This window comes from Rhodococcus wratislaviensis (assembly GCF_041228765.1).
Lineage (GTDB): Bacteria > Actinomycetota > Actinomycetes > Mycobacteriales > Mycobacteriaceae > Rhodococcus_F > Rhodococcus_F wratislaviensis.
This window is the reverse complement of sequence record NZ_CP150488.1, coordinates 3,327,007-3,347,894: the sequence shown is the minus strand read 5'-3', so window position 1 is coordinate 3,347,894 and position 20,888 is coordinate 3,327,007. Positions and strand designations below refer to the sequence as shown.

20 protein-coding genes, 1 tRNA gene and 1 pseudogene are annotated in these 20,888 nt (G+C 67.9%); 6 read left to right on the top strand and 16 right to left on the bottom strand.

The features are described from left to right. Window positions 1-82 precede the first annotated feature (82 nt). Window positions 83-691, top strand: coding sequence for a TetR/AcrR family transcriptional regulator (locus WKC72_RS15305; protein WP_037238762.1), 609 nt, complete (start codon window positions 83-85; stop codon window positions 689-691). An 88-nt stretch (window positions 692-779) separates the two neighbouring features. Here the strand turns inward: WKC72_RS15305 and WKC72_RS15300 are convergent, their stop codons facing one another. After that, the gene (locus tag WKC72_RS15300) at window positions 780-1,298 is read right to left on the bottom strand and encodes an SRPBCC domain-containing protein (RefSeq protein WP_037238761.1); all 519 of its coding nucleotides are present in this window, start codon (window positions 1,296-1,298) and stop codon (window positions 780-782) included. Beyond that, complete coding sequence (locus WKC72_RS15295) at window positions 1,295-1,597, bottom strand: helix-turn-helix transcriptional regulator (RefSeq protein WP_037238759.1); 303 nt, start codon at window positions 1,595-1,597, stop codon at window positions 1,295-1,297. The genes WKC72_RS15300 and WKC72_RS15295 overlap by 4 nt, the downstream gene beginning before the upstream one ends. A 205-nt stretch (window positions 1,598-1,802) precedes the next feature. Here WKC72_RS15295 and WKC72_RS15290 point away from each other — a divergent pair, with 205 nt between their 5' ends. Beyond that, window positions 1,803-3,416 (top strand): class I adenylate-forming enzyme family protein, encoded by a 1,614-nt coding sequence (locus WKC72_RS15290; RefSeq protein WP_370184376.1) that lies wholly within the window; start codon window positions 1,803-1,805, stop codon window positions 3,414-3,416. 52 nt (window positions 3,417-3,468) lie between these two features. Then, entirely contained in the window at window positions 3,469-4,773 is a 1,305-nt protein-coding gene (locus WKC72_RS15285; RefSeq protein ID WP_370183196.1) for an MFS transporter, read from the top strand. A gap of 47 nt (window positions 4,774-4,820) precedes the next feature. Here WKC72_RS15285 and WKC72_RS15280 read toward each other — a convergent pair. Beyond that, a tRNA-Cys gene (locus WKC72_RS15280) sits at window positions 4,821-4,892 on the bottom strand. 94 nt (window positions 4,893-4,986) lie between these two features. Here WKC72_RS15280 and WKC72_RS15275 point away from each other — a divergent pair. Then, window positions 4,987-6,237: a multidrug effflux MFS transporter gene (locus WKC72_RS15275; protein WP_370183194.1), complete on the top strand. Its 1,251-nt coding sequence runs from the start codon at window positions 4,987-4,989 to the stop codon at window positions 6,235-6,237. A gap of 54 nt (window positions 6,238-6,291) precedes the next feature. Further along, window positions 6,292-6,825 (top strand): MarR family winged helix-turn-helix transcriptional regulator, encoded by a 534-nt coding sequence (locus tag WKC72_RS15270; protein ID WP_005252880.1) that lies wholly within the window; start codon window positions 6,292-6,294, stop codon window positions 6,823-6,825. Window positions 6,826-6,882: 57 nt separating this feature from the next. On the opposite strand, the gene WKC72_RS15265 is transcribed toward WKC72_RS15270, so the two are convergent. The 5 genes from WKC72_RS15265 to WKC72_RS15245 are packed head-to-tail and all read right to left on the bottom strand — an operon-like array spanning window position 6,883 to window position 12,331. Continuing rightward, window positions 6,883-7,659 (bottom strand): enoyl-CoA hydratase, encoded by a 777-nt coding sequence (locus WKC72_RS15265; protein WP_005252879.1) that lies wholly within the window; start codon window positions 7,657-7,659, stop codon window positions 6,883-6,885. Further along, window positions 7,656-8,591 carry a 3-hydroxyisobutyrate dehydrogenase gene (mmsB, locus tag WKC72_RS15260; RefSeq protein ID WP_128970134.1) on the bottom strand — a complete coding sequence of 312 codons (936 nt, stop codon included), beginning with the start codon at window positions 8,589-8,591 and terminating at the stop codon, window positions 7,656-7,658. Before mmsB ends, WKC72_RS15265 begins: the two co-directional genes overlap by 4 nt. After that, window positions 8,588-9,658, bottom strand: a complete 1,071-nt coding sequence (locus WKC72_RS15255; RefSeq protein WP_370183193.1) for an enoyl-CoA hydratase/isomerase family protein — start codon at window positions 9,656-9,658, stop codon at window positions 8,588-8,590. Before WKC72_RS15255 ends, mmsB begins: the two co-directional genes overlap by 4 nt. Beyond that, window positions 9,655-10,818 carry an isobutyryl-CoA dehydrogenase gene (locus tag WKC72_RS15250; protein ID WP_370179939.1) on the bottom strand — a complete coding sequence of 388 codons (1,164 nt, stop codon included), beginning with the start codon at window positions 10,816-10,818 and terminating at the stop codon, window positions 9,655-9,657. Before WKC72_RS15250 ends, WKC72_RS15255 begins: the two co-directional genes overlap by 4 nt. A gap of 10 nt (window positions 10,819-10,828) precedes the next feature. After that, window positions 10,829-12,331 carry a CoA-acylating methylmalonate-semialdehyde dehydrogenase gene (locus tag WKC72_RS15245; protein ID WP_128641799.1) on the bottom strand — a complete coding sequence of 501 codons (1,503 nt, stop codon included), beginning with the start codon at window positions 12,329-12,331 and terminating at the stop codon, window positions 10,829-10,831. 125 nt (window positions 12,332-12,456) lie between these two features. Here WKC72_RS15245 and WKC72_RS15240 point away from each other — a divergent pair, with 125 nt between their 5' ends. Further along, window positions 12,457-13,044 carry a nucleotidyltransferase family protein gene (locus WKC72_RS15240; protein WP_037240028.1) on the top strand — a complete coding sequence of 196 codons (588 nt, stop codon included), beginning with the start codon at window positions 12,457-12,459 and terminating at the stop codon, window positions 13,042-13,044. A 4-nt stretch (window positions 13,045-13,048) separates the two neighbouring features. Here the strand turns inward: WKC72_RS15240 and WKC72_RS15235 are convergent, their stop codons facing one another. The 8 genes and pseudogenes from WKC72_RS15235 to WKC72_RS15200 form a co-directional block, all read right to left on the bottom strand. Continuing rightward, the gene (locus tag WKC72_RS15235) at window positions 13,049-13,540 is read right to left on the bottom strand and encodes a pyridoxamine 5'-phosphate oxidase family protein (RefSeq protein ID WP_037240032.1); all 492 of its coding nucleotides are present in this window, start codon (window positions 13,538-13,540) and stop codon (window positions 13,049-13,051) included. Between the two features lie 36 nt (window positions 13,541-13,576). After that, a pseudogene (locus WKC72_RS15230) lies at window positions 13,577-14,894 on the bottom strand (DUF222 domain-containing protein). 79 nt (window positions 14,895-14,973) lie between these two features. Then, window positions 14,974-15,687 carry a copper homeostasis protein CutC gene (locus WKC72_RS15225; protein WP_268789959.1) on the bottom strand — a complete coding sequence of 238 codons (714 nt, stop codon included), beginning with the start codon at window positions 15,685-15,687 and terminating at the stop codon, window positions 14,974-14,976. Further along, a complete protein-coding gene (gene nagB, locus WKC72_RS15220) occupies window positions 15,688-16,467 on the bottom strand; it encodes a glucosamine-6-phosphate deaminase (protein ID WP_268789958.1) in 780 nt (259 codons plus the stop codon). Further along, a complete protein-coding gene (locus WKC72_RS15215) occupies window positions 16,455-17,636 on the bottom strand; it encodes an N-acetylglucosamine-6-phosphate deacetylase (RefSeq protein WP_370183189.1) in 1,182 nt (393 codons plus the stop codon). The genes nagB and WKC72_RS15215 overlap by 13 nt, the downstream gene beginning before the upstream one ends. After that, window positions 17,633-19,312: a phosphoenolpyruvate--protein phosphotransferase gene (ptsP, locus tag WKC72_RS15210; RefSeq protein ID WP_370183188.1), complete on the bottom strand. Its 1,680-nt coding sequence runs from the start codon at window positions 19,310-19,312 to the stop codon at window positions 17,633-17,635. The genes WKC72_RS15215 and ptsP overlap by 4 nt, the downstream gene beginning before the upstream one ends. Further along, window positions 19,312-19,587 (bottom strand): HPr family phosphocarrier protein, encoded by a 276-nt coding sequence (locus WKC72_RS15205; RefSeq protein WP_005563035.1) that lies wholly within the window; start codon window positions 19,585-19,587, stop codon window positions 19,312-19,314. Before WKC72_RS15205 ends, ptsP begins: the two co-directional genes overlap by 1 nt. Then, complete coding sequence (locus tag WKC72_RS15200; protein ID WP_370183186.1) at window positions 19,584-20,825, bottom strand: PTS transporter subunit EIIC; 1,242 nt, start codon at window positions 20,823-20,825, stop codon at window positions 19,584-19,586. The genes WKC72_RS15205 and WKC72_RS15200 overlap by 4 nt, the downstream gene beginning before the upstream one ends. Window positions 20,826-20,888: the final 63 nt, after the last annotated feature.

The window sequence follows — 20,888 nt, the reverse complement described above, 5'->3', positions numbered from 1 at the left end:
TCGGTATGTGTAACCCGAGGTTACGTATCCCGTTGAGTAAAAGTCAATGGACGGTTCGAGGGTTCCTCAATAGAGTGCAGGGGTGGCTGCCGCACCCCGCTCTCCCGAAGATCGGCGCGCGCAGATCCTCGACGTGGCCGTCCATCTGCTCGAAACGGTGCCGTTCGACGACCTGTCGATGGACCAGGTGGCGGCCGAGGCGGGCGTCTCCCCGCCCCTGCTGTTCCACTACTTCAAGAACAAGCAGGGTTTTCGCAACGCCGTCCTCGAGGCCTCGGCGTCCGAACTGCAACGCCGGATGACACCCGACGCGACACTCCCCGTGTCGGGACAGCTCCGAGCCGGCGTCGAGACGTTCGCGGACGCGGTGATCGAGCACCCCACCATCTACCTGGCGGTCATGCGGATGGCCGGTAGCGGCGACGAGCGGATGCGGCAGATCTACCGCGGCATGCGGCGGACGTTCACCCGCTGGATAGGTGCGTCGCTCGCCGAATCCGGGGTGCCGACGACACCCGCACTCGAGGCCGCGATCTCGGGCTGGCAGGCGTTCATGGAAGAGATCGTGCTGTCGTGGCTCGACGAGCCGACCATGGACCGCACGGACATGATCGACCTCTGCGAACGCGCTTTCTATCACCTGCTTCCGGCCGCAGGCGTCGACGTCGACGCACTCGACATGACACCCTGATCCAGACCCGGCAGCGTCGCCTACCTCCACTACCGCGTCGCGAACGAGGAATTCGGCGCTCGTCGGTGCCCCCAGGGCCTACGGGATGTCATTGGCCGGCGCGCTGAGCCTCCAGGAAGCGTCGACCCGGCGTCGGGTCGACGCCGAAGCGCTCGGCGTAGCGCTCGTGGAGTTCCTCCCACCGGTCCCACGACCCGTGCGCCTCCGCCTCGGAGAGGAACCCGCCGGCGAGATGAGGCTCGAGCCGCGCGAAGTAGGTCTCCCAGCCGGCCGCGGTCTGCGCTGCGGTCGCACGGTCGCCGAAGACATGGATGAAGATCAACCGGCACCCGTCTCCCTCAGCGGCCAGATCGAAGCTGTACCGCTCACCGCCGAAGGTCCACGCCAGCCGATGGGGTGCATCGACCTCGGTCACTTCGCCGGTCGCGCCGTAGGCCTCGAAGGTCTCCCCTGTCGCCGGTGTCCACTCGGCGGCGGCGGGAAACCAGCGCTCGAGCTCTGCCGGCACGCTGACCGCCCGCCACACGCGCTCGACCGAGTGGGCGAGCGTGCGCTCGAAGCGCAGCGCCGGGCGACCGTCGATCGTCTCCAGGGTTCCGTCGGTCATGGGTTCTCCTCCAGGTGTCGTTCGAGGGCGTCGAGGCGCCTCGACCAGTACGCGCGATACGGCTCCAGCCACTGGTCGACCTCGGCGAGGGGTTCTGGCCGCAGCGCGTACAGGCGTTGCTTGCCATCCGCGCGTACCACGACGAGCCCGGCCTCGCGCAACACCTTGAGGTGCTTGGACACGCCGGGCTGACTGAGCGCGATGCGCTCCACCAGTTCTCCGGCGGGCCGCTCACCCTCACGCAGCAGGTCGAGAATCTGTCTGCGGTGCGGCTCGGCCAGGGCGGCGTAGGCGCTCATATCTTCATATTGCCAGACGGAAATATGAGCCGCAACCGCCACGCGGTCGCGACGGAAGCAGCAGCCCTCCGGACGCCGGGAGAAGGCACCGACTTGACACACCTCGTGTGACACACAACACTTGCCCACACCGACCGAGCGAGTGATCGGTCGGCCGCTCGAATTCGGACATCCCGTTCCGACCGAGCCGGAGAAAGGACATGCGGTGTCGTCGACGTTCATCAACGACGGAATCCAGGAGCCACCCGTCGCGACCACCCTCGACGCGTGGCGGTCGCGAGTGCAGACGCATCCCGATCACCCCGCCGTGGCCTATTTCGATGGCGCCCTCACGGCACGCGAGCTCGACGACCTGTCGGACGCCCTCGCCGTCGCGCTGGACGACTGGGGTGTCGGGCGCGGTGACCGGGTGGGCATCTACCTGCAGAATGTGCCGCAGTACGCCCTCGCTCTGCTGGCGCTGTGGAAGGTCGGCGCAGCGGCGCTGGTGCTCAATCCGATGTACCGCGGAAACGAACTCCGCCGCCTCGTCGACGATGCCGAACCGATCGGCATCATCTGCGAAGACGTGAGCGCCGCGGCCACGGCCGAGACCCTGCGCGGCAGCAGCGTGCGATTCTCGATCAGCACCAGTGCCCTCGACTTCCAGACCCGCAACGATCCGCGGGTGTTCGAGTCCACCACGCGCGCCGCGCCGGCAGCCGACGGCGACCTCGTCGAACTGCTCACGCGCTTTCGCGGCAGGCGGCCTCCCCTCGTCCAACTCGGCGGCGGCGACCTCGCTCTGCTCACCTACACCTCCGGGACCACCGGCCCACCGAAGGGCGCGCTCAACTCCCACGCGAACGTGCTGGCCACCGCACTCGACTTCGGTGACTGCGCCGGCGTCGTCGACGGGGACGTCGTGTTCGCTGTCGCTCCCCTGTTCCACATCACCGGGGCCGTGCTCAATGCCGGTGTGGCCCTCGTCCGGGACTGTGTGCTCGTCTTCGCGAATCGGTTCAACGCGGCCGTCGCACTGGAGACGTTCGTGGAGCACCGGGTGACCTACACGATCGGTTCGATCACCGTGTTCAACGCCCTGTCCGAGGTGCCGGGTGTGAGCGCGGACCACTTCGCCTCGGTCAAGACCCTCTACTCGGGCGGCGCGCCTATCCCGCCTGCCACGGTGGAGAAGTTCGAAGCCAGGTTCGGCAAGTACATCCACAACGCGTACGGGATGACCGAGACCACGGCCGGAGTGATCGCGGTGCCACCCGGCCTGCGGGCGCCGGTCGACCCGTCGAGCGGCTCACTGTCCATCGGTCTCCCGCTGCCCCGCGTGGACATCCGGGCCGTCGACCCGAATGGCGACCCCGTTCCGCCCCACACCGCAGGCGAACTGGAAATCGCCGGACCGCAGGTTGTTTCGGGTTACTGGCGCAACCCGGACGCCTCCCGGGACACGCTGCCCGGCGGACGGCTGCGCACCGGGGACGTCGCGATCATCGACGAGGCGGGGTGGGTGTACCTCGTCGACCGGCTCAAGGATCAGATCAACGTGTCCGGCTACAAGGTGTGGCCCCGTGAGGTCGAGGACACCCTCTACGAGCACCCGGCCGTGCACGAGGCCGCCGTCGTCGGGCAACCCGACGACTACCAGGGCGAGTCGGTGGTCGCCTACGTCTCGCTCCGCAAGGGTGCGACCGCCACCGAGGACGAACTCGTCGCGTTCGCCCGCGACCGGCTCGCCGCGTACAAGCGGCCGCGGCTGGTGCACATCATCTCCGACCTCCCGAAGACGCAGACGGGCAAGATCCGTCGCAGCGACCTGCGTTGACGGCACCTCCCTCGACATTTCGACTCCGCGACCCCGACGAAAGTGACTGCACGTGAACGTCGACCTCACTCGCCAGGCGCAGCCTGACACAAATTCCGGCACCACCCTCGCCTCCCGCAAGAAATCGCTCCTCGCCAGTTCGGTCGGCAACGTCCTCGAGTGGTACGAGTGGAGCGCGTATGCGGTGTTCGCCCCGTTCATCGCGGCCGCGATGTTCAGCAACTCGGACCCGGTCTCGGCCCTGCTGTCCACGCTCGCCGTGTTCGCGGTGGGCTTCCTGATGCGCCCGCTCGGCGGGATCATCTTCGGCCGGATCGCCGACAAGCGCGGACGCAAGTTCGTCCTCGTCACGACCATGCTGATGATGGCCACCGGCAGCCTGATCATCGGAGTGATGCCCACCTACTCGGCCATCGGCGCGTGGGCGTCCCTGATCCTGCTCGCGGCACGCGTGATGCAGGGCTTCGCGCACGGCGGCGAGTCCGCGACCGCGTATTCCTACGTCGGTGAGATCGCGCCGCCGCACCGGCGCGGCATGTGGGGCAGCGTCGCGTTCATCGCGATCTTCGGCGGTTCGGTGCTGGCCTACACCGTCGGCGGCGTCGTCACCTCCTCGCTGTCCGACACCGCGGTCGGTCAATGGGGTTGGCGTATCCCGTTCCTCATCGGCGCGCTCCTGGCACTGTTCGCCCTGTACCTGCGCCGCAGCATGGAGGAGAGCGACGTCTTCGACGCCGCGCAGAAGGAGGACGATCAGCCGAGCATCCCCCGGCGCGCCGTCGTCCGGGCGATCCTCCTGATGATCGGGATGACCTCGGGCATCACGGCCGCGCACTACACGTGGACCTCGTACATCTCCACGTACGCGATCACCCAGCAGGGTATGAATCCCGACACCGCGTATTGGATGCTGGTGATCGCTCAGCTGATCGCTCTGGTCTCGCTGCCATTCCTCGGGTTGCTCTCCGACAAGATCGGCCGGCGGCCCATGCTGGGGGCCTTCGCGGTTCTGATGTTCGTCCTGCAGTTGCCGCTCACGATGATGATCACGTCCGACGGGTGGACCCTGCTCATCGCCACCACCGCCGCCCTGCTGATCGTCGCGGTCCCGGCGTCGATTCTGTCGTCCACACTGTCGGAGAGCTTCCCGACGCGACTACGCACCCAGGCGATCGGATTCGCGTACTCGTTCTCCGTCGCGGTGTTCGGTGGCACCGCCCCGTATCTGAACCAGCTTCTCCTCGGACTCGACCTCGGCTGGGTATTCGGCGTCTACATCATGGTGCTGGCCGTCCTCACCGGTGTCGCATGCCTGTTCATGAAGGAGACCAAGGGCATTCGCCTCGAAGACGTGTGAACACGCGAAAGAGAACCGGCAGGTGCATCACCTGCCGGTTCTCGTCGAGCGAGTGACGGGATTCGAACCCGTGTGAACGGCTTTGCAGGCCGGTACCTCAACCACTCAGTCACACCCGCATCGATGATTACTGTGCCCCGGCCGGTGCCCCGGGCGCGAGGGTTGCGCTCACGGTGATTCTGAAACCGACACGCCGGGGCGGGAACAAACCACGTGCCCTCGTTGCTGTGTTGCTTCGTGACCGATACCGAAGAACGCACCGCCCCGACCGGCGACCGGACAACCACCCGTCCCAGCCTTCGGGTAATCCTCGTACTCGGCGCGATGGTGGCCCTCGGCCCCTTCACCATCGACATGTACCTGCCCGCGCTTCCGGACATCGGAACCGACCTCGGCGCATCCTCGTCCGCGGTCCAGCTGACCATCACCGGCACTCTGCTCGGCCTCGCGCTGGGCCAGTTGATCGTCGGACCGCTCTCGGACAGCCTCGGACGCAGGCGACCCCTCATCGCCGGCATCGGTGTCCACGTCACCGCTTCGGTGCTCGCGGTGTTCGCGCCGACCGTGGCGGTGCTGGGTGCGCTCCGCGTCTTCCAGGGCATCGGGGCAGCCGCAGCAGCGGTGGTCGCGCTCGCTGTCGTGCGCGACCTGTTCTCGGGGAACACCGTGGCCGTCGTGATGTCGCGACTGATGCTCGTGCTCGGTGTCGCACCCGTCCTCGCCCCGAGTATCGGAGGGGCGCTCCTCATCGCCGTCGACTGGCGCGGGATCTTCGTCGTCCTCGCCGTGATCGGCATACTGACGGCGTTGATCGGCGTGTGGGGTCTGACGGAGACGCTGCCGCCGGAGCGGCGGCGCAAGAGCAATCTGCGCGCCGTGCTGGGCACCTACAAGAGCCTGCTGGGCGACCGCGCGTTCATGGTGCTCGCCCTCGTGTCGAGTGTGGCGATGGGATCGTTGTTCTCGTACGTCTCCGGAGCGTCGTTCGTGTTCCAGGACCAGTACGGCCTGGACGAGCAGCAGTTCGCGCTGCTGTTCAGCTCCGGCGCGATCGCGCTGATCGGCGCCTCGCAACTCAACGTCCGCGCCCTCGCACGCTGGTCACCGCTGCAGATCACGGTGTCGGCCCTCGCCTTCGCGACGGTGGCCGGCCTGGCACTGATCACCACCGCCCACTTCGAGTTCGGCGGGCTCGTCGGGTTCGTCGTTCCGCTGTGGTTCCTCCTCGCCGGCGTGGGCTTCGTCCTGCCCAACGCCCCGGCGCTGGCGCTCGGACGGCACGGGGAGGCGGCAGGCACGGCTGCCGCGCTGCTCGGCGCTCTGCAGTTCGGTGTCGGCGCACTGATCGCTCCCCTGGTCGGCGTGCTCGGCAACACCGCCGTCGCACTCGCGGTCACGATGACGGCATGCGCGGGACTCGGGTTGGTGGCGTTGGCGGCCGCCGCGAAGGCGGAAGCGCACTGACGACACGCTCGGCAGACTTTCGCGGCCCATCACCCGTCATGGGATGATCGACGCATGCCACCACCGTCACCACTTCATCTCGACCCCATCGAAGAGGCCCACCGGCAGTGGACGAAGCACGGCTGGGGTGATGTCGCCGACGGCATGGCCGCGGTGACCTCGGTGATGCGGGCACAGCAGATCATGATGGCCCGGGTGGAAGAGGTGCTCAAGCCGTCAGGTCTCACGTTCGCCCGATACGAATTGCTGACGTTGCTGACGTTCACGCGCACGGGCGCGCTCCCGATGGCGAAGGCCAGCGCGCGCCTTCAGGTTCACCCGACGAGCGTCACCAACGCCGTCGACCGGCTCGAGACGGCGAATCTCGTGCGGCGCGTACCGCATCCGAGCGATCGCCGCGCGACACTGATCGAAATCACCGATGCGGGAAGGAAACTGGCTGTCGAGTCCACCGAGCGACTCAACGCCCAGGTGTTCTCGAGCCCCGGGGTGTCCGGCGACAAGCTGGAACAACTGGTCACGATCCTCGCCGAACTGCGCCGCGAGGCAGGCGATTTCGACACCGGAGACGCCCCCACCAAGTGGTGAGACGGCTGTCGCCCCGCACCGGATCCCGGTGCGGGGCGACAGCCGTTTTCAGTATCTCTAGCGGTGCTTGAAGACGGGCGCACGCTTCTCGACGAACGCCGCCATCCCTTCCTTCTGATCCTCGGTGGCGAACGTCGAATGGAAGACCCGACGCTCGAACCGGACACCCTCGGTGAGCGTGGTCTCGAACGAACGGTTCACGGCTTCCTTCGCCATCATCGCGACGGGAAGGGACATCTCGGCGATGGTGGTCGCCGTCTGCAGCGCCTCGTCCAGGAGATCCGCGGCAGGCACGATCCGCGACACCAGCCCGGCACGCTCGGCCTCCTCGGCGTCCATGTTCCGGCCGGTCAGGCACAGTTCCATGGCCTTGGCCTTGCCCACTGCGCGCGTCAGCCGCTGCGAACCGCCGATGCCGGGGATGACACCGAGCTTGATCTCCGGCTGCCCGAACTTCGCGGTGTCGGCGGCGATGAGGATGTCGCAGAGCATCGCCAGCTCGCATCCGCCGCCGAGTGCGTACCCGGCGACGGCAGCGATTGTCGGCTTGCGGGCCGCGGCGAGCCGGTCCCATGCGGCGAAGAAGTCGTCGAGGTAGACGTCCATGTACGACTTGGGCTGCATCTCCTTGATGTCGGCGCCCGCCGCGAATGCCCGGTCGGAACCGGTGATCAGAATGGCGCCGATCTCCGAATCCTTCTCCAACTCCTCCACCGCCGACACGACCTCGCGCATCAGTTCGGAGTTCAGTGCGTTGAGCGCTTTCGGACGGTTGAGGGTGATGATCCCCACCCGGCCCTTGCGCTCGAGCAGGATGGTCTCGAAGTCGGTCACTGGTCTCCCTCGGTAGAACGTTCGCGGATGTCGTTGATGATGGCCGAGAAGTCCTGGCCACCACCACCGGCGGCGTGGAACCGGCTGTACAGTTCGGCAGCGCGCAAACCGAGGTCCGCCTCGACGCCGTTTGTCTTCAGCGCGTTCGCGGCGAGACCGAGATCCTTGTCCATCAGCGCGGCCGCGAAGCCCGGCTGGTAGTCGTTGTTGGCCGGGCTCGTCGGAACCGGTCCGGGCACAGGACAGTTGGTGGTGAGCGCCCAGCACTGACCCGACGCGTTGGACGCGACGTCGAACAGTGCCTGGTTGCTCAGGCCCAGCTTCTCGCCGAGGACGAACGCCTCGCTGATGGCGATCATCGACACGCCCAGAATCATGTTGTTGCAGATCTTCGCGGCCTGACCGTTGCCCGGGTCGCCGCAGTGGACGACCTTCTTGCCCATCACGTCGAGCAGCGGCTTCGCCGACTCGAAGTCGTCCGCCGTGCCGCCGACCATGAACGCGAGCGTTCCCGCGGTCGCGCCGACGACGCCCCCGGAAACGGGTGCGTCCACCGAACGGTGACCCGCCTCGACGGCCTCGTCGTGCGCCGCCCGGGCGTCCGCGACGTCGATGGTGGATGAATCGATGAACAGGGTTCCCGGCTTCGCGGCGGGCAGGATCTCCGCGTAGAGCCCGAGAACGTGCTTGCCGCTCGGCAGCATCGTGATCACGACGTCCACCTCGCGCACGGCCTCGACGGCCGAATCAGCGACGGTGACACCGTCTTTCACTGCCTGTTCGAGTGCGGCGGGCGCGAGGTCGAAGCCGACCACCGTGTGCCCCGCTTTGACGAGGTTGGCCGCCATGGGGCCACCCATGTGGCCGAGTCCCAGAAATCCGACGGTAGTGCTCATAGCAGTCCCTCCTGGACGCTTGTGGCTGGTGGTCAGTGCTGCTTCTGCGGGGCGGTGAGGCCGAGTTCGAGGTCTCCGAGTGGTGCGAAGAATGCGTCGACCTGCGCGTCGTCGACCTCCTCGATCGTGGCGGGCGACCACTGCGGGTTGCGGTCCTTGTCGACGACCTGCGCCCGAATGCCTTCGACGAGGTCGGGCGAGCTCAGGCAGGCGACGGACACCCGGAACTCGTCGCCCAGGACTTCTTCGAGGCTGCCGGCGTGCCGGGCGCGGCGCAGCGATTTCAGGGTGACCGCGCACGCGGTCGGCGACTTCGAGCGCACCTGCTCGGCCGCCTTCTCCGCCTCGGGGATCCCGCTGCCGCGCAGGTGGGCGACGATGTCGGTGACACGGTCGGCCGAGTACGCGGCGTCGATCCACCCCTGCTGCGCCAGCAACTCCGATGCCGGTGCCGGTTCGGTGAACTGTGCGAGCGCATCCTGAACGGTCGTGGTCGACAGCGTCTCGAGGAACTGCCCGATCCTCTCCGACGGGATGAAGTGGTCGGCGAACCCGCAGGCGATCGCGTCGCCGGCGCTCAGCCGTGCCGTCGTCAGGGCGATGTGGGTGCCCAGCTCGCCCGGGGTGCGGGCGAGCAGGTAGGTGCCCCCGACGTCGGGGACGAACCCGATCCCGGTCTCGGGCATCCCGATCATCGACCGTTCGGTGACGATCCGCACGCTGCCGTGCGCCGACACCCCGACCCCGCCGCCCATCACGATGCCGTCCATGATCGCCACGTACGGCTTGCCGTAGTTCGCGATGGCCGCGTTGAGGATGTACTCCTCGCGCCAGAACTCCCGCGACCCGGTGCCGCCGTCCTTGGCGTCGTGGTAGATCGACACGATGTCGCCGCCGGCGCACAGGCCCCGCTCCCCGGCCCCGGTGATCACCACCGCCCGGACCTCGTCGTCGCCGGACCACACCGCCAGGGCCGCCGCGATCTGCCGGACCATCGCATGGTTGAGGGCGTTGATCGCCTTGGGCCGATTGAGCACGATGCGGCCCAGACCGCCGCTCTTGTCGATCAGAACTTCCGGTTCGGTGGATACCGCGTCAGTCATGCCGCTCCTTGCTTTCCCTGCCGGGCTCCCCCGACGACGCTGCGGGCGATGACCAGGCGCATGATCTCGTTGCTGCCTTCGAGGATCTGGTGCACCCGCAGGTCCCGGACGATCTTCTCTATTCCGTACTCGGCAAGATAGCCGTAACCCCCGTGCAGTTGCAGCGCCCGGTTGGCAACCTCGAAACCGGTGTCGGTGGCGAACCGCTTCGCCATCGCACACAGCTCGACGACGTCGGGGGCGCCCTCCTCCAGCGCGGCCGCCGCCCGCCACAGCAACGTGCGTGCCGCTTCCAGTTCGGTGCGCATGTCGGCGAGCTGGAACTGCAGCGCCTGCGATTCGATCAGCGGCGACCCGAACGCCGTGCGGTCGGCCAGGTACGCGACGGCCTTGTCCAGCGCGGTCTGCGCGCCGCCCACCGAGCACGCCGCGATGTTGAGCCGGCCACCGTTCAGCCCGGCCATCGCGATCCGGAAGCCACCACCCTCGGAGCCGAGCAGGTTCGCCGCCGGCACCCGCACGTCCTCGAAGATCACCTGACGGGTGGGCTGGGCGTTCCACCCCATCTTCACCTCGTTCGGCCCGAACGACAGACCCGGCGAACCCTTCGGGACGATGAACGCCGAGATCCCCCGCGGACCGCTCTCCCCGGTGCGGGCCATCACCACATACACATCGGACGTGCCGGCACCGGAGATGAACTGCTTGACCCCGCTCAGGACGTAGTCGTCGCCGTCGCGGACCGCCCTGGTGCTCAGCGCCGCCGCATCCGAACCGGCGCCCGGCTCGGTGAGGCAGTAGCTGCCGAGCTGATCCATCGAGCACAGCCCCGGCACCCACGCGTGACGCTGCTCGTCGTCGCCGAACCGGTCGATCATCCACGTGACCATGTTGTGGATGGAGATGTAGGCGGCGATCGACGGGCAGCCCTTGGCGAGCTGCTCGAAGATGCGGGCGGCGTCGACGCGAGTCAGCTCGGATCCACCCACGTCCTCGCGGATGTAGATCCCGCCCATCCCCAGCGACGCCGCCTTGCGGAGGACGTCCACGGGGAAATGCTTGGTCTGATCCCATTCCACGGCGTGCGGTGCGAGATGCTCGGCCGCGAAGTCGCGGGCAGTGTCGCTGATCGCCCGCTCGTCATCGGTCAAGGTGAACATGGAGGTCCGTTCAGTTCATGGTGGGGATGACGAAGTGGTTGGTCTCTTCCTTCTTGCCCGAGGGCCAACGCTGCGTCACGGTCTTGGTCTTGGTGTAGAAGCGGAAGGAGTCGGGACCGTGCTGGTTCAGGTCGCCGAAGCCGGAGCGCTTCCAGCCGCCGAACGTGTGATACGCGATCGGCACGGGGATCGGCACGTTGACGCCGACCATGCCGACGTTCACGCGGTTCGTGAAGTCGCGGGCGGTGTCGCCGTCGCGGGTGAAGATCGCGACGCCGTTGCCGTACTCGTGCTCGGTCGGCAGGCGGAGCGCCTCCTCGTAGTCCGCGGCGCGGGCGACCAGCAGGACGGGTCCGAAGATCTCTTCCTTGTAGACGCGCATGTCGGTGGTGACCTTGTCGAACAGGGTCGCGCCGGCGAAGAAGCCGTTCTCGTGGCCTTCGAGGGTGAAGCCGCGGCCGTCGATCACGGCCTCCGCACCCTCGTCGATGCCGATCTGGATGTAGTTGTTCACCCGTTCGAGGGCATCCTTGCTGACCAGCGGACCGAAGTCGGCGGACTCGTCGTCGCTGCGGCCGATGGTGAGCTTGCCGACCCGTTCGGTCAGCTTGGCGATGAGCGCATCCGCCGTCTCCGCGCCCACCGGGACCGCGACGGAGATCGCCATGCAGCGCTCACCCGCGGAGCCGTAACCTGCGCCGATGAGGGCGTCGGCCACCTCGTCGAGGTCGGCGTCGGGCATGATGATCGCGTGGTTCTTCGCGCCACCGAAGCACTGCGCACGCTTGCCGTGGGCCGCGGCGGTCTCGTAGATGTACTGCGCGATGGGCGTGGAACCGACGAACCCGACAGCCTTGACGCGGTCGTCGGTGAGCAGGACGTCCACCACTTCCTTGTCACCGTTGACCACGTTGAACACGCCTGCAGGCAGACCGGCCTCGAGGAACAGCTCGGCCAGCCGCAGCGGCACGGACGGGTCGCGCTCGGACGGCTTGAGGATGAACGCGTTTCCGGCGGCCAGCGCGGGACCGGCCTTCCACAGCGGGATCATGGCCGGGAAGTTGAAGGGCGTGATGCCGGCGACGACGCCGAGCGGCTGACGCATCGAGTACACGTCGATGCCGGTTCCGGCGGATTCCGTGTACTCGCCCTTGAGCAGGTGCGGGGCGCCGAGGGCGAACTCGATGACCTCGAGGCCGCGCTGGATGTCACCCTTCGCGTCGGGGATCGTCTTGCCGTGCTCGGACGACAGGAGGCGTGCCAGCGAATCCATCTCCTCCTGCACGAGCTGGAGGAACTTCATCAGGACGCGGGCCCGCTTCTGCGGGTTGAACAGCGCCCATTCCCGCTGAGCATCCACCGCGTTCGCGATGATCGCCTCGGTCTCGGCCTTGTCGGCGAGAGGCACACGCGCCTGCACCTCACCGGTGTTGGGGTCGTAGACGTCGCCGAACTTGTTGGAGGCACCGGGGACGCGCTTGCCGCCGACGAAGTGGGATAGCTCTTGAACCATTGTGCGAACCCGTTTCTTGCTCGATGATGAGGGAGTTCCGAATATGTAGCCCATCCTATAGTTGGATGTCCATGTATGTCCAGACGCAGACGATCCGGTCATGCTCACGAACCTACGATCGGGTCATGCAGATCCACTCTCCCGAGGAGCTGAACTTCCTCCGCATCCTCCGGACCAACCCATGCATCACCACGATCCTGGACCGTGCACCCCAGCTCGGCCTCTCGGACTGGTACCTCACCGCAGGAGCCGTGTTCCAGACCGTCTGGAACCACCTCGACGGCCGCGACCCGCAGTCGGGAATCAACGACTACGACCTCTTCTACTTCGACGACAGCGACATCGGTTACGAGGCCGAAGACGCCGTCATCCGGAAAGCCGGCACCCTGTTCGACGACCTCGACGTGCGCGTCGAGGTCAGAAACGAAGCACGTGTGCATCTTTGGTACGAAGACCACTTCGGCGTGCCCGCGACACCCTTCACCGACTGCAAGGACGCGATCGACCACTTCGCCTCCACCACCTGCTGCTACGGCATCCGCAGACACACCACCGGAGACGACGAGATCTACGCTCCCCACGGATTCACCGATCTCTTCGACATGATCCTGCGCCCCAACCCCGTCCTCGCCCCGCGCGAAGTGTACGAATCCAAAGCCGCCCGGTGGCAGAAGGAATGGCCCCGATTGACCGTGGTGCCGTGGCCGGAGTGAGCGTTCAGTGCTTCCGCACGACGTGCTCCGGCTCCCCCGGCTTCCAGATCGTGATGTCCATGTGGCCATCGCCGACCTCCACTGCCGAGCCGCCGGTAAGGTCGGCTCGGTAGCAGTGATCGAACTCCTGCCCCCGGATGTCGAACCCGGTCTCGTCGAACAGCGCCTGCGCGAAACGCTGATGCAGGGCCTTGTCCTGGACGTCGTCGACGACACCCCACAGCTTCGCGTCGCCCTCCTTCACATCGGTGTCGACGGTCGCCGTGTGCAGGCAGAAACGCGGATCGCGCGCCAGGTCCCGGAACTTCGTGGTGTTCGGCATTCCGGCGATCCACAACTGATCCTCGAAGAATCTCGGCTCGACCGGGCTGATCCGCGGAAATCCGTCGGAGCGAAGCGTGCCGAGCATGCACAGGTTTCCGGTCGCCGCGTGCCTGCGGGAGAAGATAGCGGCAATCCGCGGAGCAGCTTCGGCGAACTCATTCCAGCTGGCCATGCACACGACCCTACGACGATTCCCATGGCCACCGGGTCAAGACGCACGCAATTGTGCGATCAGTACCGCCTCGACTTCCGACTGTCGTGCGGCCGCCGGGAGCGGCGGCGCCGCCGATCGGTAGTGGTGCCCGGTCGGAGTGCCGACGTCGAGCAGATGGGTGCGGCCGGGTCTGCTCACCGGGCGGGCGGTCCACCCGTCGCCTTCCTTCGCGTAATTGCAGGCCTCACACAGCCCGGACCCGTTGTGCACGCTTGTGGAACCACGCTTTCGGCGAGAGCGGATGTGGTCGTGATGGCGGATCGGCGCATCACACCACGGCGTGCGGCACGTCTGATCGCGGACGTCGATCAGCTTCCGCAGACTCTTCGGAAACGTGCGCGACTGCGATTCCATCGCAGTCAAGGCCCCCGACTGCGGGCACGAATACACCCGCTGCAACGACGTCTCGGTTTCTGAACCGACCGCATCCGCCACCAGGCGCCGGGCGATCCCCGCCGGCACCGGCCCGAACCCCTGCAGCTGCGCGGCCTCGTGCCCGCCGGCAAGCAAGGTCTCGTCGGAGAGCACGAGGTTCACCGCCACCGGAACACCCGATGCCACTGATACTCCGGTGCCGCGCTCGAACAACAGGTCCACCATCAACTGATTGCGGGTGCGGCCGCCGCTGTTGCCGGTCGCAATCAGGCTGTCCGCATCCCGGCCGAGCGTGGCCTGCAAACACACCGCCTGCTCGACCGGCATCAGCACGCTCAGGTAGGCCATGGAATCCGGCGCCGAACGCGTCGTCACCCGACGCTCGGACACTGCCTTCCGATGCCGACGCATCACGGACGCGGCGTCGAGCTCGACCGCCAACGCTTTCGCCTGCGCGATCAGCCCGCGGTCCCCGACGCCGTCGAGAGTGGCCGGGTCCGAGCACAACCGGCGGTCCACGATTGCCCGATCCGCGGCCGACAGGCACGCCGTTTCCCGCACCAACAGGGTGGCGCGCCATTCGTTCAGCCGACCGCAACAGGGCCAGGGTGTGGGGCATCTCGTGCACCAGGGCCTGCGCGAAACCGAGGTGTCGGCCGCCGCGGTTCGGGGATTCTCTGCGCGCCAATGCAATCTGCGAGGCAATCCCGCGGCCCCACTCGGATCGCGGAAGTCTCCGGGCCTCACGATCCTTTCGGATACTGGTCGCGACGTCGTCGGTGATCACCGCCTGCGCCGCGCACCCGACCGACTTCAACGACTCGATCGCATCGAGCCACTCGATCCCCAACCCCGCATCCCCGTCGGCGGACACCACACGCAGCCGTGCCGTGAACGCACGCAACTCGGCCAGATCCGGTGCCATCACTTCCCCCACAACCAACCTCCCCCAAGGCAGTTCGAATGCATGTTCGACTCTAGCAGCCTATCTGCACCACCGGCAATAGCCGATGAAATCAGACCCCCAGCGCCGCCGCCGCGGCCCGGGCGAGGGATTCATCGACGGCGTCGTAGCCGCCGGACCCACCGCCGGGACCACCGCTGTCGGTGACGGTGCGGCGAGCGGAGAGGTGCACGGCGTCGACACCGGTGCCCGCGACCGCGGCGATGTCCTCGACGCGGATCCCGCCACCTGCCATCACTTGGATCCGCCCGTGCGCGTGGGCGACCATGCCGGACAGGGCGTCGAGGCCGTCGATGCACCGCGGCGCTCCTCCCGAGGTGAGGACCCGGATGATCCCCGACCGCGCGAGCGTGTCGATGGCGGTCGCCCTGTCGGCGACGACGTCCATCGCACGATGGAACGTCACCTCGACCGCGTACGGGTCGATGCCGTCGAGTAGGCGACCCAGAGCGTCCCGGTCGACGGACATGTCGGGCGTGAGTGCACCGAGCACGACCCCGGCCGCTCCGGCGCTCGCCGCAGCCCGGACGTCGCGGGCCATGACCGCGATCTCGTCGGCGTCGTAGACGAATCCGCCGGGTCGGCAACGGATCAGCGGGTGCACCGCGATCCCCTGGGCCGCGACCGCTTCGATCATGCCGAGGCTCGGCGTCAACCCGCCGGTCGCGCCGAGCGCGGTGCACAATTCGACGCGCACCGCGCCGGCACGCCGCGCGATCCGGGCACCCGCGACGTCCTGGACCGCCAATTCGAGTACGGGTGTCATCTAGAACGACTGCCAGGAAGGCTTGTGTTCCAGCGCATACCGGTAGTAGTCGGCGAGCTGCAACTTGCTCGCCGCGGCTTCGTCGATCACGACGGTCACGTGCCGGTGCAGCTGCATCACCGACGCCGGGCAGAACGCGGCGAGCGGTCCCTCCGCGGCGGCGGCGATCGCCTCGGCCTTGCCCTTGCCGAACGCGATCATCACCAGGTGCCGGGCTTCGCTGATGGTGCCCAGCCCCTGGGTGAGGACGTGGTGCGGGACGTCGTCGACGCTGTCGAAGAACCGCGCGTTGTCGAGGCGGGTCTGCTCGGTGAGGGTCTTGACGCGGGTGCGGGAGGTCAGCGCGGAGCCCGGCTCGTTGAATCCGATGTGGCCGTCGGTCCCGATGCCGAGAAGCTGCACGTCGACGCCACCCGCCTCGGCGATGGCCGCGTCGTACCGCGCACCTTCCTCGGCGACGTCGGGCGATTCGCCGTTCGGGCTGAGCACACGATCCGGGTCGAGGTTCACGTGGTCGACGAACTCCGAGCGGATCACCGAGAAGTACGACTGATCATGGCTTTTCGGAATTCCGACGTACTCGTCCAGCAGAAATGCCCGAGCTTCCGAGAAGTCCAGTCCGGACTCACGGTGCCTGCGGGCGAGTTCCCGGTAGCTCCCGAGCGGGGACGAGCCGGTCGCGAGGCCCAGCGTCGTCGGACCGCGGCGCACGTACCCCTCGACGATGTCCGCGACGGTCGAGCCGACCTCCGACGGCGTCTGCCGGATTACGATTTCCATGCGAGTCCTTCCGTTTCGGCGGGTATTCCGCCGACGAACACGCCGCGAGGGCGCAGTTGGTGATCGGTCACGACGATATCGGCGCGGCGGCCCGGGGCGAGGCTGCCGCGTTCGGACTCCAGGCCGAGCAGCCGGGCGGGAGTCCTGGTGGCGGAAGCGACGGCGTCGGCGAGTCCGACGCCGCTGTCGACGGCGGTGCGGACCACGTCCAGCAGTCGTGCGGTGCCGCCCGCGATGGCCCCCTCGGACCCGTCGGTGGTCGCGAGCCGGGCCACACCGCGCGAGACGCGCACGTCCAGGGGCCCGAGCTGGTAGTCGCCGTCCGTGACGCCGGCGGCGGCCATGGCGTCACTGACGAGGACGATCTGGTCGGGTCCGACGGTGTCGAACACCATCGACACGGTCTCGGGCGCGAGATGCACTCCGTCCGCGATCAATTCGACGACGATGTCTCCTCGACCGGCCGCGGCCAGGAATGCGGCCACCGGCCCCGGCGCGCGGTGGTGCAGTGGTGGCATCGCGTTGAACAGGTGTGTGGCGGTCAGCGGGCCGCCGGAGGCGTCGGCGATCCTCGCGGACGTGGTCGCCGCGTCGGTGTCGGTATGGCCGAGGCTCGGTAGCACGTCACGCCGGCGCATCGCGGCGAGAAGTTCGCCGAAGTGCGCGGTCTCCGGCGCCAGGGTCATCGACCGGACGGTGCCGCGCGCCGCGTCGCAGATCCGCTCGAACAGGCCGGGATCGCCGGGGATCACGGACGCGGGATCCTGCGCACCGCACCGGGCACCGGAAATGAACGGGCCCTCCAGGTGGATCCCGAGGAGCTCACCGCGTTCCACCAGATCGGCGAGAACCCCGGCCTGCCGGAGCAGGTCCTGCTCCCCCGCCGAGACCAGGCTGCCGAGCAGTCCGGTGGTGCCGTGCTCGCGGTGATGATCCGCGGCCCGTCTGGCGCCGTCGGCGTCGGTATTGGGGAACCCCGCGCCGGCGCCGCCGTGGCAGTGCAGGTCGATCAGGCCCGGCAACAGTATCGACGAACTCGGTTCCGGCAGCGGCACCTGTCCGCGGTACTGCACCGCGGAGCCGACCCAGGAGATGCGGTCGTCGTCGGTGACCACCACACCGTCAGCGATCACGCCGTCCTCCACGACGACCTTGCCACGCAGGATCATCGAAGCGCTCCGGGCGCGAGAGCTGCCACAGCCGATCGTCCGGCCTGCGGGGACCGTGCGCCGCGTGCGGCGGCGGCCATCTCCCGGCACAGGCCGAGGTCGGTGGCGGCCAGACGGGCACGCACAGCGCCCAGCGACGGGGCCACCATGGACAGGCTGGTGACGCCCAACCCGACCAGCACCGGCGCCAGCGCGGGATCGGACGCGGCTTCCCCGCAGACACCGACGGGTGCGCCTGCCTCTGTCCCTGCCGCGCCGACCAGGCCGATCAGGTCCAGGACGGCGGGCTGCCACGGGTCGAGCAGTGGGGCGAGGCTGCCTGCCATCCGGTCCACGGCGCACGTGTACTGGCTCAGGTCGTTGGTCCCGATACTGACGAAATCGAGGTGTTCGAGCAGATCGCGGGCACGCAGCGCCGCCGAGGGGATCTCGATCATCGCCCCGACCTTGGCGATACCCCGCGCGCGGGCGAGCGCGGCGAACCCCTCCGCCTCCTCGGCCGTCGCGACCATCGGCGCCATCACCCACACGTCCGCGCCGGTAGCGGCCGCGGCAGCGCCGAGCGCCTCCAACTGGGTGGCCAGGACGTCCGGGTAGACGGTGCCGACCCGCAGCCCCCGCACGCCGAGAGCCGGGTTCTCCTCCGCGCCGAGGTCCAGGAACGGCAGTGGTTTGTCGGAACCGCTGTCGAGTGTCCGGACCACCACCTTGCGTCCCGCGAACTGCTCGAGCACCGAGGTGTAGGTGGCGATCTGCTCGTCGAGGGCGGGCGCGATCTGCCTACCGAGGTACAGGAATTCGGTCCGGAACAGCCCGACACCCTCCGAATCCGCGGTAGCGGCACGCGCGGCGTCGTCGACCGTCCCGATGTTGACGAGCAACCCGACGGGTGCCCCGTCCCGGGTGCGCCCCGGTCCCCGCGAACCCTCCACCCGCGCTCGCGCCTCCGTGATCTGTTCCGCCACCTCGGCCTGCCGGAGGTCGCTGGGGTCGACGACGATCTCGCCGGTCGTCCCGTCGAGCACCACAGGCCTTCCCTCGACCAACCGGTCGAGTTCGGCGCAGTTCACGATCGCGGGCAGGCCGAGCGATTTCGCCAGGATCGCAGTGTGAGAAGTCGGTCCGCCCTCTGCGGTGAGCAGCCCGACCACGTCGCTGCCGCCGAGCATCGCGGTGTCCGCGGGCGAGAGATCCCGAGCGACGAGAACGAACGGATGCCCGGGATCGGGGATGCCGGGCATCGGCACCCCCAGCAGTACCGCGACCGCACGGTTCCCGAGGTCACGCAGGTCCGCGACACGCTCGGCCAGATACCCACCGAGGGCCTCGAGCTTGGCGCAGTAGCCGGCGAACGCGACGCTCACGGCGTGTGCCGTCGGCATGCCTGCGCGGAGGTTCTCCTCGGCGGCGGACACGATTCCCGGGTCGCGGGCCATGGAAGCCGACACGAGCAGGATCTCGGACGCGACGCCGTCCACCTGCGCGGCGCGGGCTTCGAGATCGCCGGACACGGTCGCGAGGGCGTCCCGCACACGGGCGAGTTCGGCCGTGACCGATTCGCCGACAGGGTCTTCGGCCGACGTCGCGACCGGTGTCCCGAACGCGAGCCAGGGTGCGCTGACCAGCCCCGGACTCACCCCGAGGCCGTGCACGAGAACTTCGGTAGCCGTCGACATCAGGCGGCGTCGAGGTCGGAGGCGAGCAGGTCGGCGAGGCGGTCGAGGGCCTCCTCGCTGCCCTCCCCTTCCGCGGTGATCGTCACCTCGGTGCCGAACTCGGCGCCGAGAGTCATCACCGCGAGCATGCTGCCTGCGTCCACCGGCGCGGACTCGCCGACCGCGATCTGCACTGCGACCGGTACCGCCGCGGCGGCCTGGGTGAACTTCGCAGCGGGACGGGCGTGCAGTCCGACCTTCGAACCGATGAGGACCGTTCGTGTAGCCATGCTCACTGACCTGCCTTTTCCGTGTCGGCGCTCGTTTCCGCGTCGTCCTCCCGACCGGGAGTGCGCAGGTTCCATTTCTTGATGACGAAGCTGAACAGGACGTAATAGATCACCGCGTACCCGAGCCCGATGGGGATCAGCATCCACGCGTTGGTGGCCTTGCCGAAGTTGAGCACGTAGTCGAAGAAGCCCGCGGAGAACGTGAAACCGTCGTGAATGCCGAGCGCGTTGACGAGCGCCATCGACGTGCCGGTGAGGAACGCGTGGATCAGGTACAGCGGCCAGGCGACGAACATGAACGCGAATTCGAGGGGCTCGGTGATCCCGGTGAGGAACGCCGTCAGCGCGGTGGAGAGCATGATGCCACCCACGACCTTCTTCTGCGACGGCCGCGCGTTGCGCCAGATCGCCAGTGCGGCAGCGGGAAGGGCGAACATCATGATCGTGAAGAAGCCGGTCATGAAGATGCCTGCACTGGGGTCGCCGGCGAAGAACCGGTTGAGGTCGCCGCGGACGAGTTCGCCGCTCGCGTTCTGGTAGTCGCCGACGAGGAACCACACGGTGGAGTTCAGGATGTGATGCAGTCCGGTCGGGATGAGCAGGCGGTTGGCCATGCCGTAGACGCCGCCACCGACGACGGAGTTCTCGGCGACGGTCTCGCCCACCCACGTCAGTGCGGAGTTGAACGCCGGGTACAGGAACGCCATGAGGACGCCGACGACGAGACCGGTGAGGGCGGTGAGGATGGGAACGAGCCTGCGCCCGTTGAAGAATCCGAGGTAGTCGGGCAGTTTGGTGCGGTAGAACCGCTGCCACAGAATTGCGGACAGCAGTCCCATCACGATGCCCGCGAGCACACCGTAGTTGATCAGCGCCTGGTCCCCGTTCGGATCGGTCTTGCCTTCGAGGACGACCGGCGACATGGCCTCGAACACACCGTTGATGACCATGTATCCGACCACTGCGGCCAGGGCGGTGGACCCGTCGGCCTTCTTGGCCCATCCGATGGCGATGCCCACCGCGAAGATGAGGGGCAGCCAGGTGAACACTGCCTGGCCGGCTGCGGAGATGACGGACGCGGCGGTGTGCATCGAGTCGAATCGGCCGAGGAGGTCGTCCTGGCCGAGCCGCAGCAAGATGCCGGCCGCGGGAAGTACCGCGATCGGCAGCATGAGGCTGCGCCCGAGGCGCTGTAACCCGGCAAACACCGCTGATTCCTTTTTCGGGCTGTCTACGACAGTCATATCGGCCTTCTCTGTGCGCTTCGGTCGCCGAATCGGCGTCTGGTGAGTCCCGAAACCGCCGGC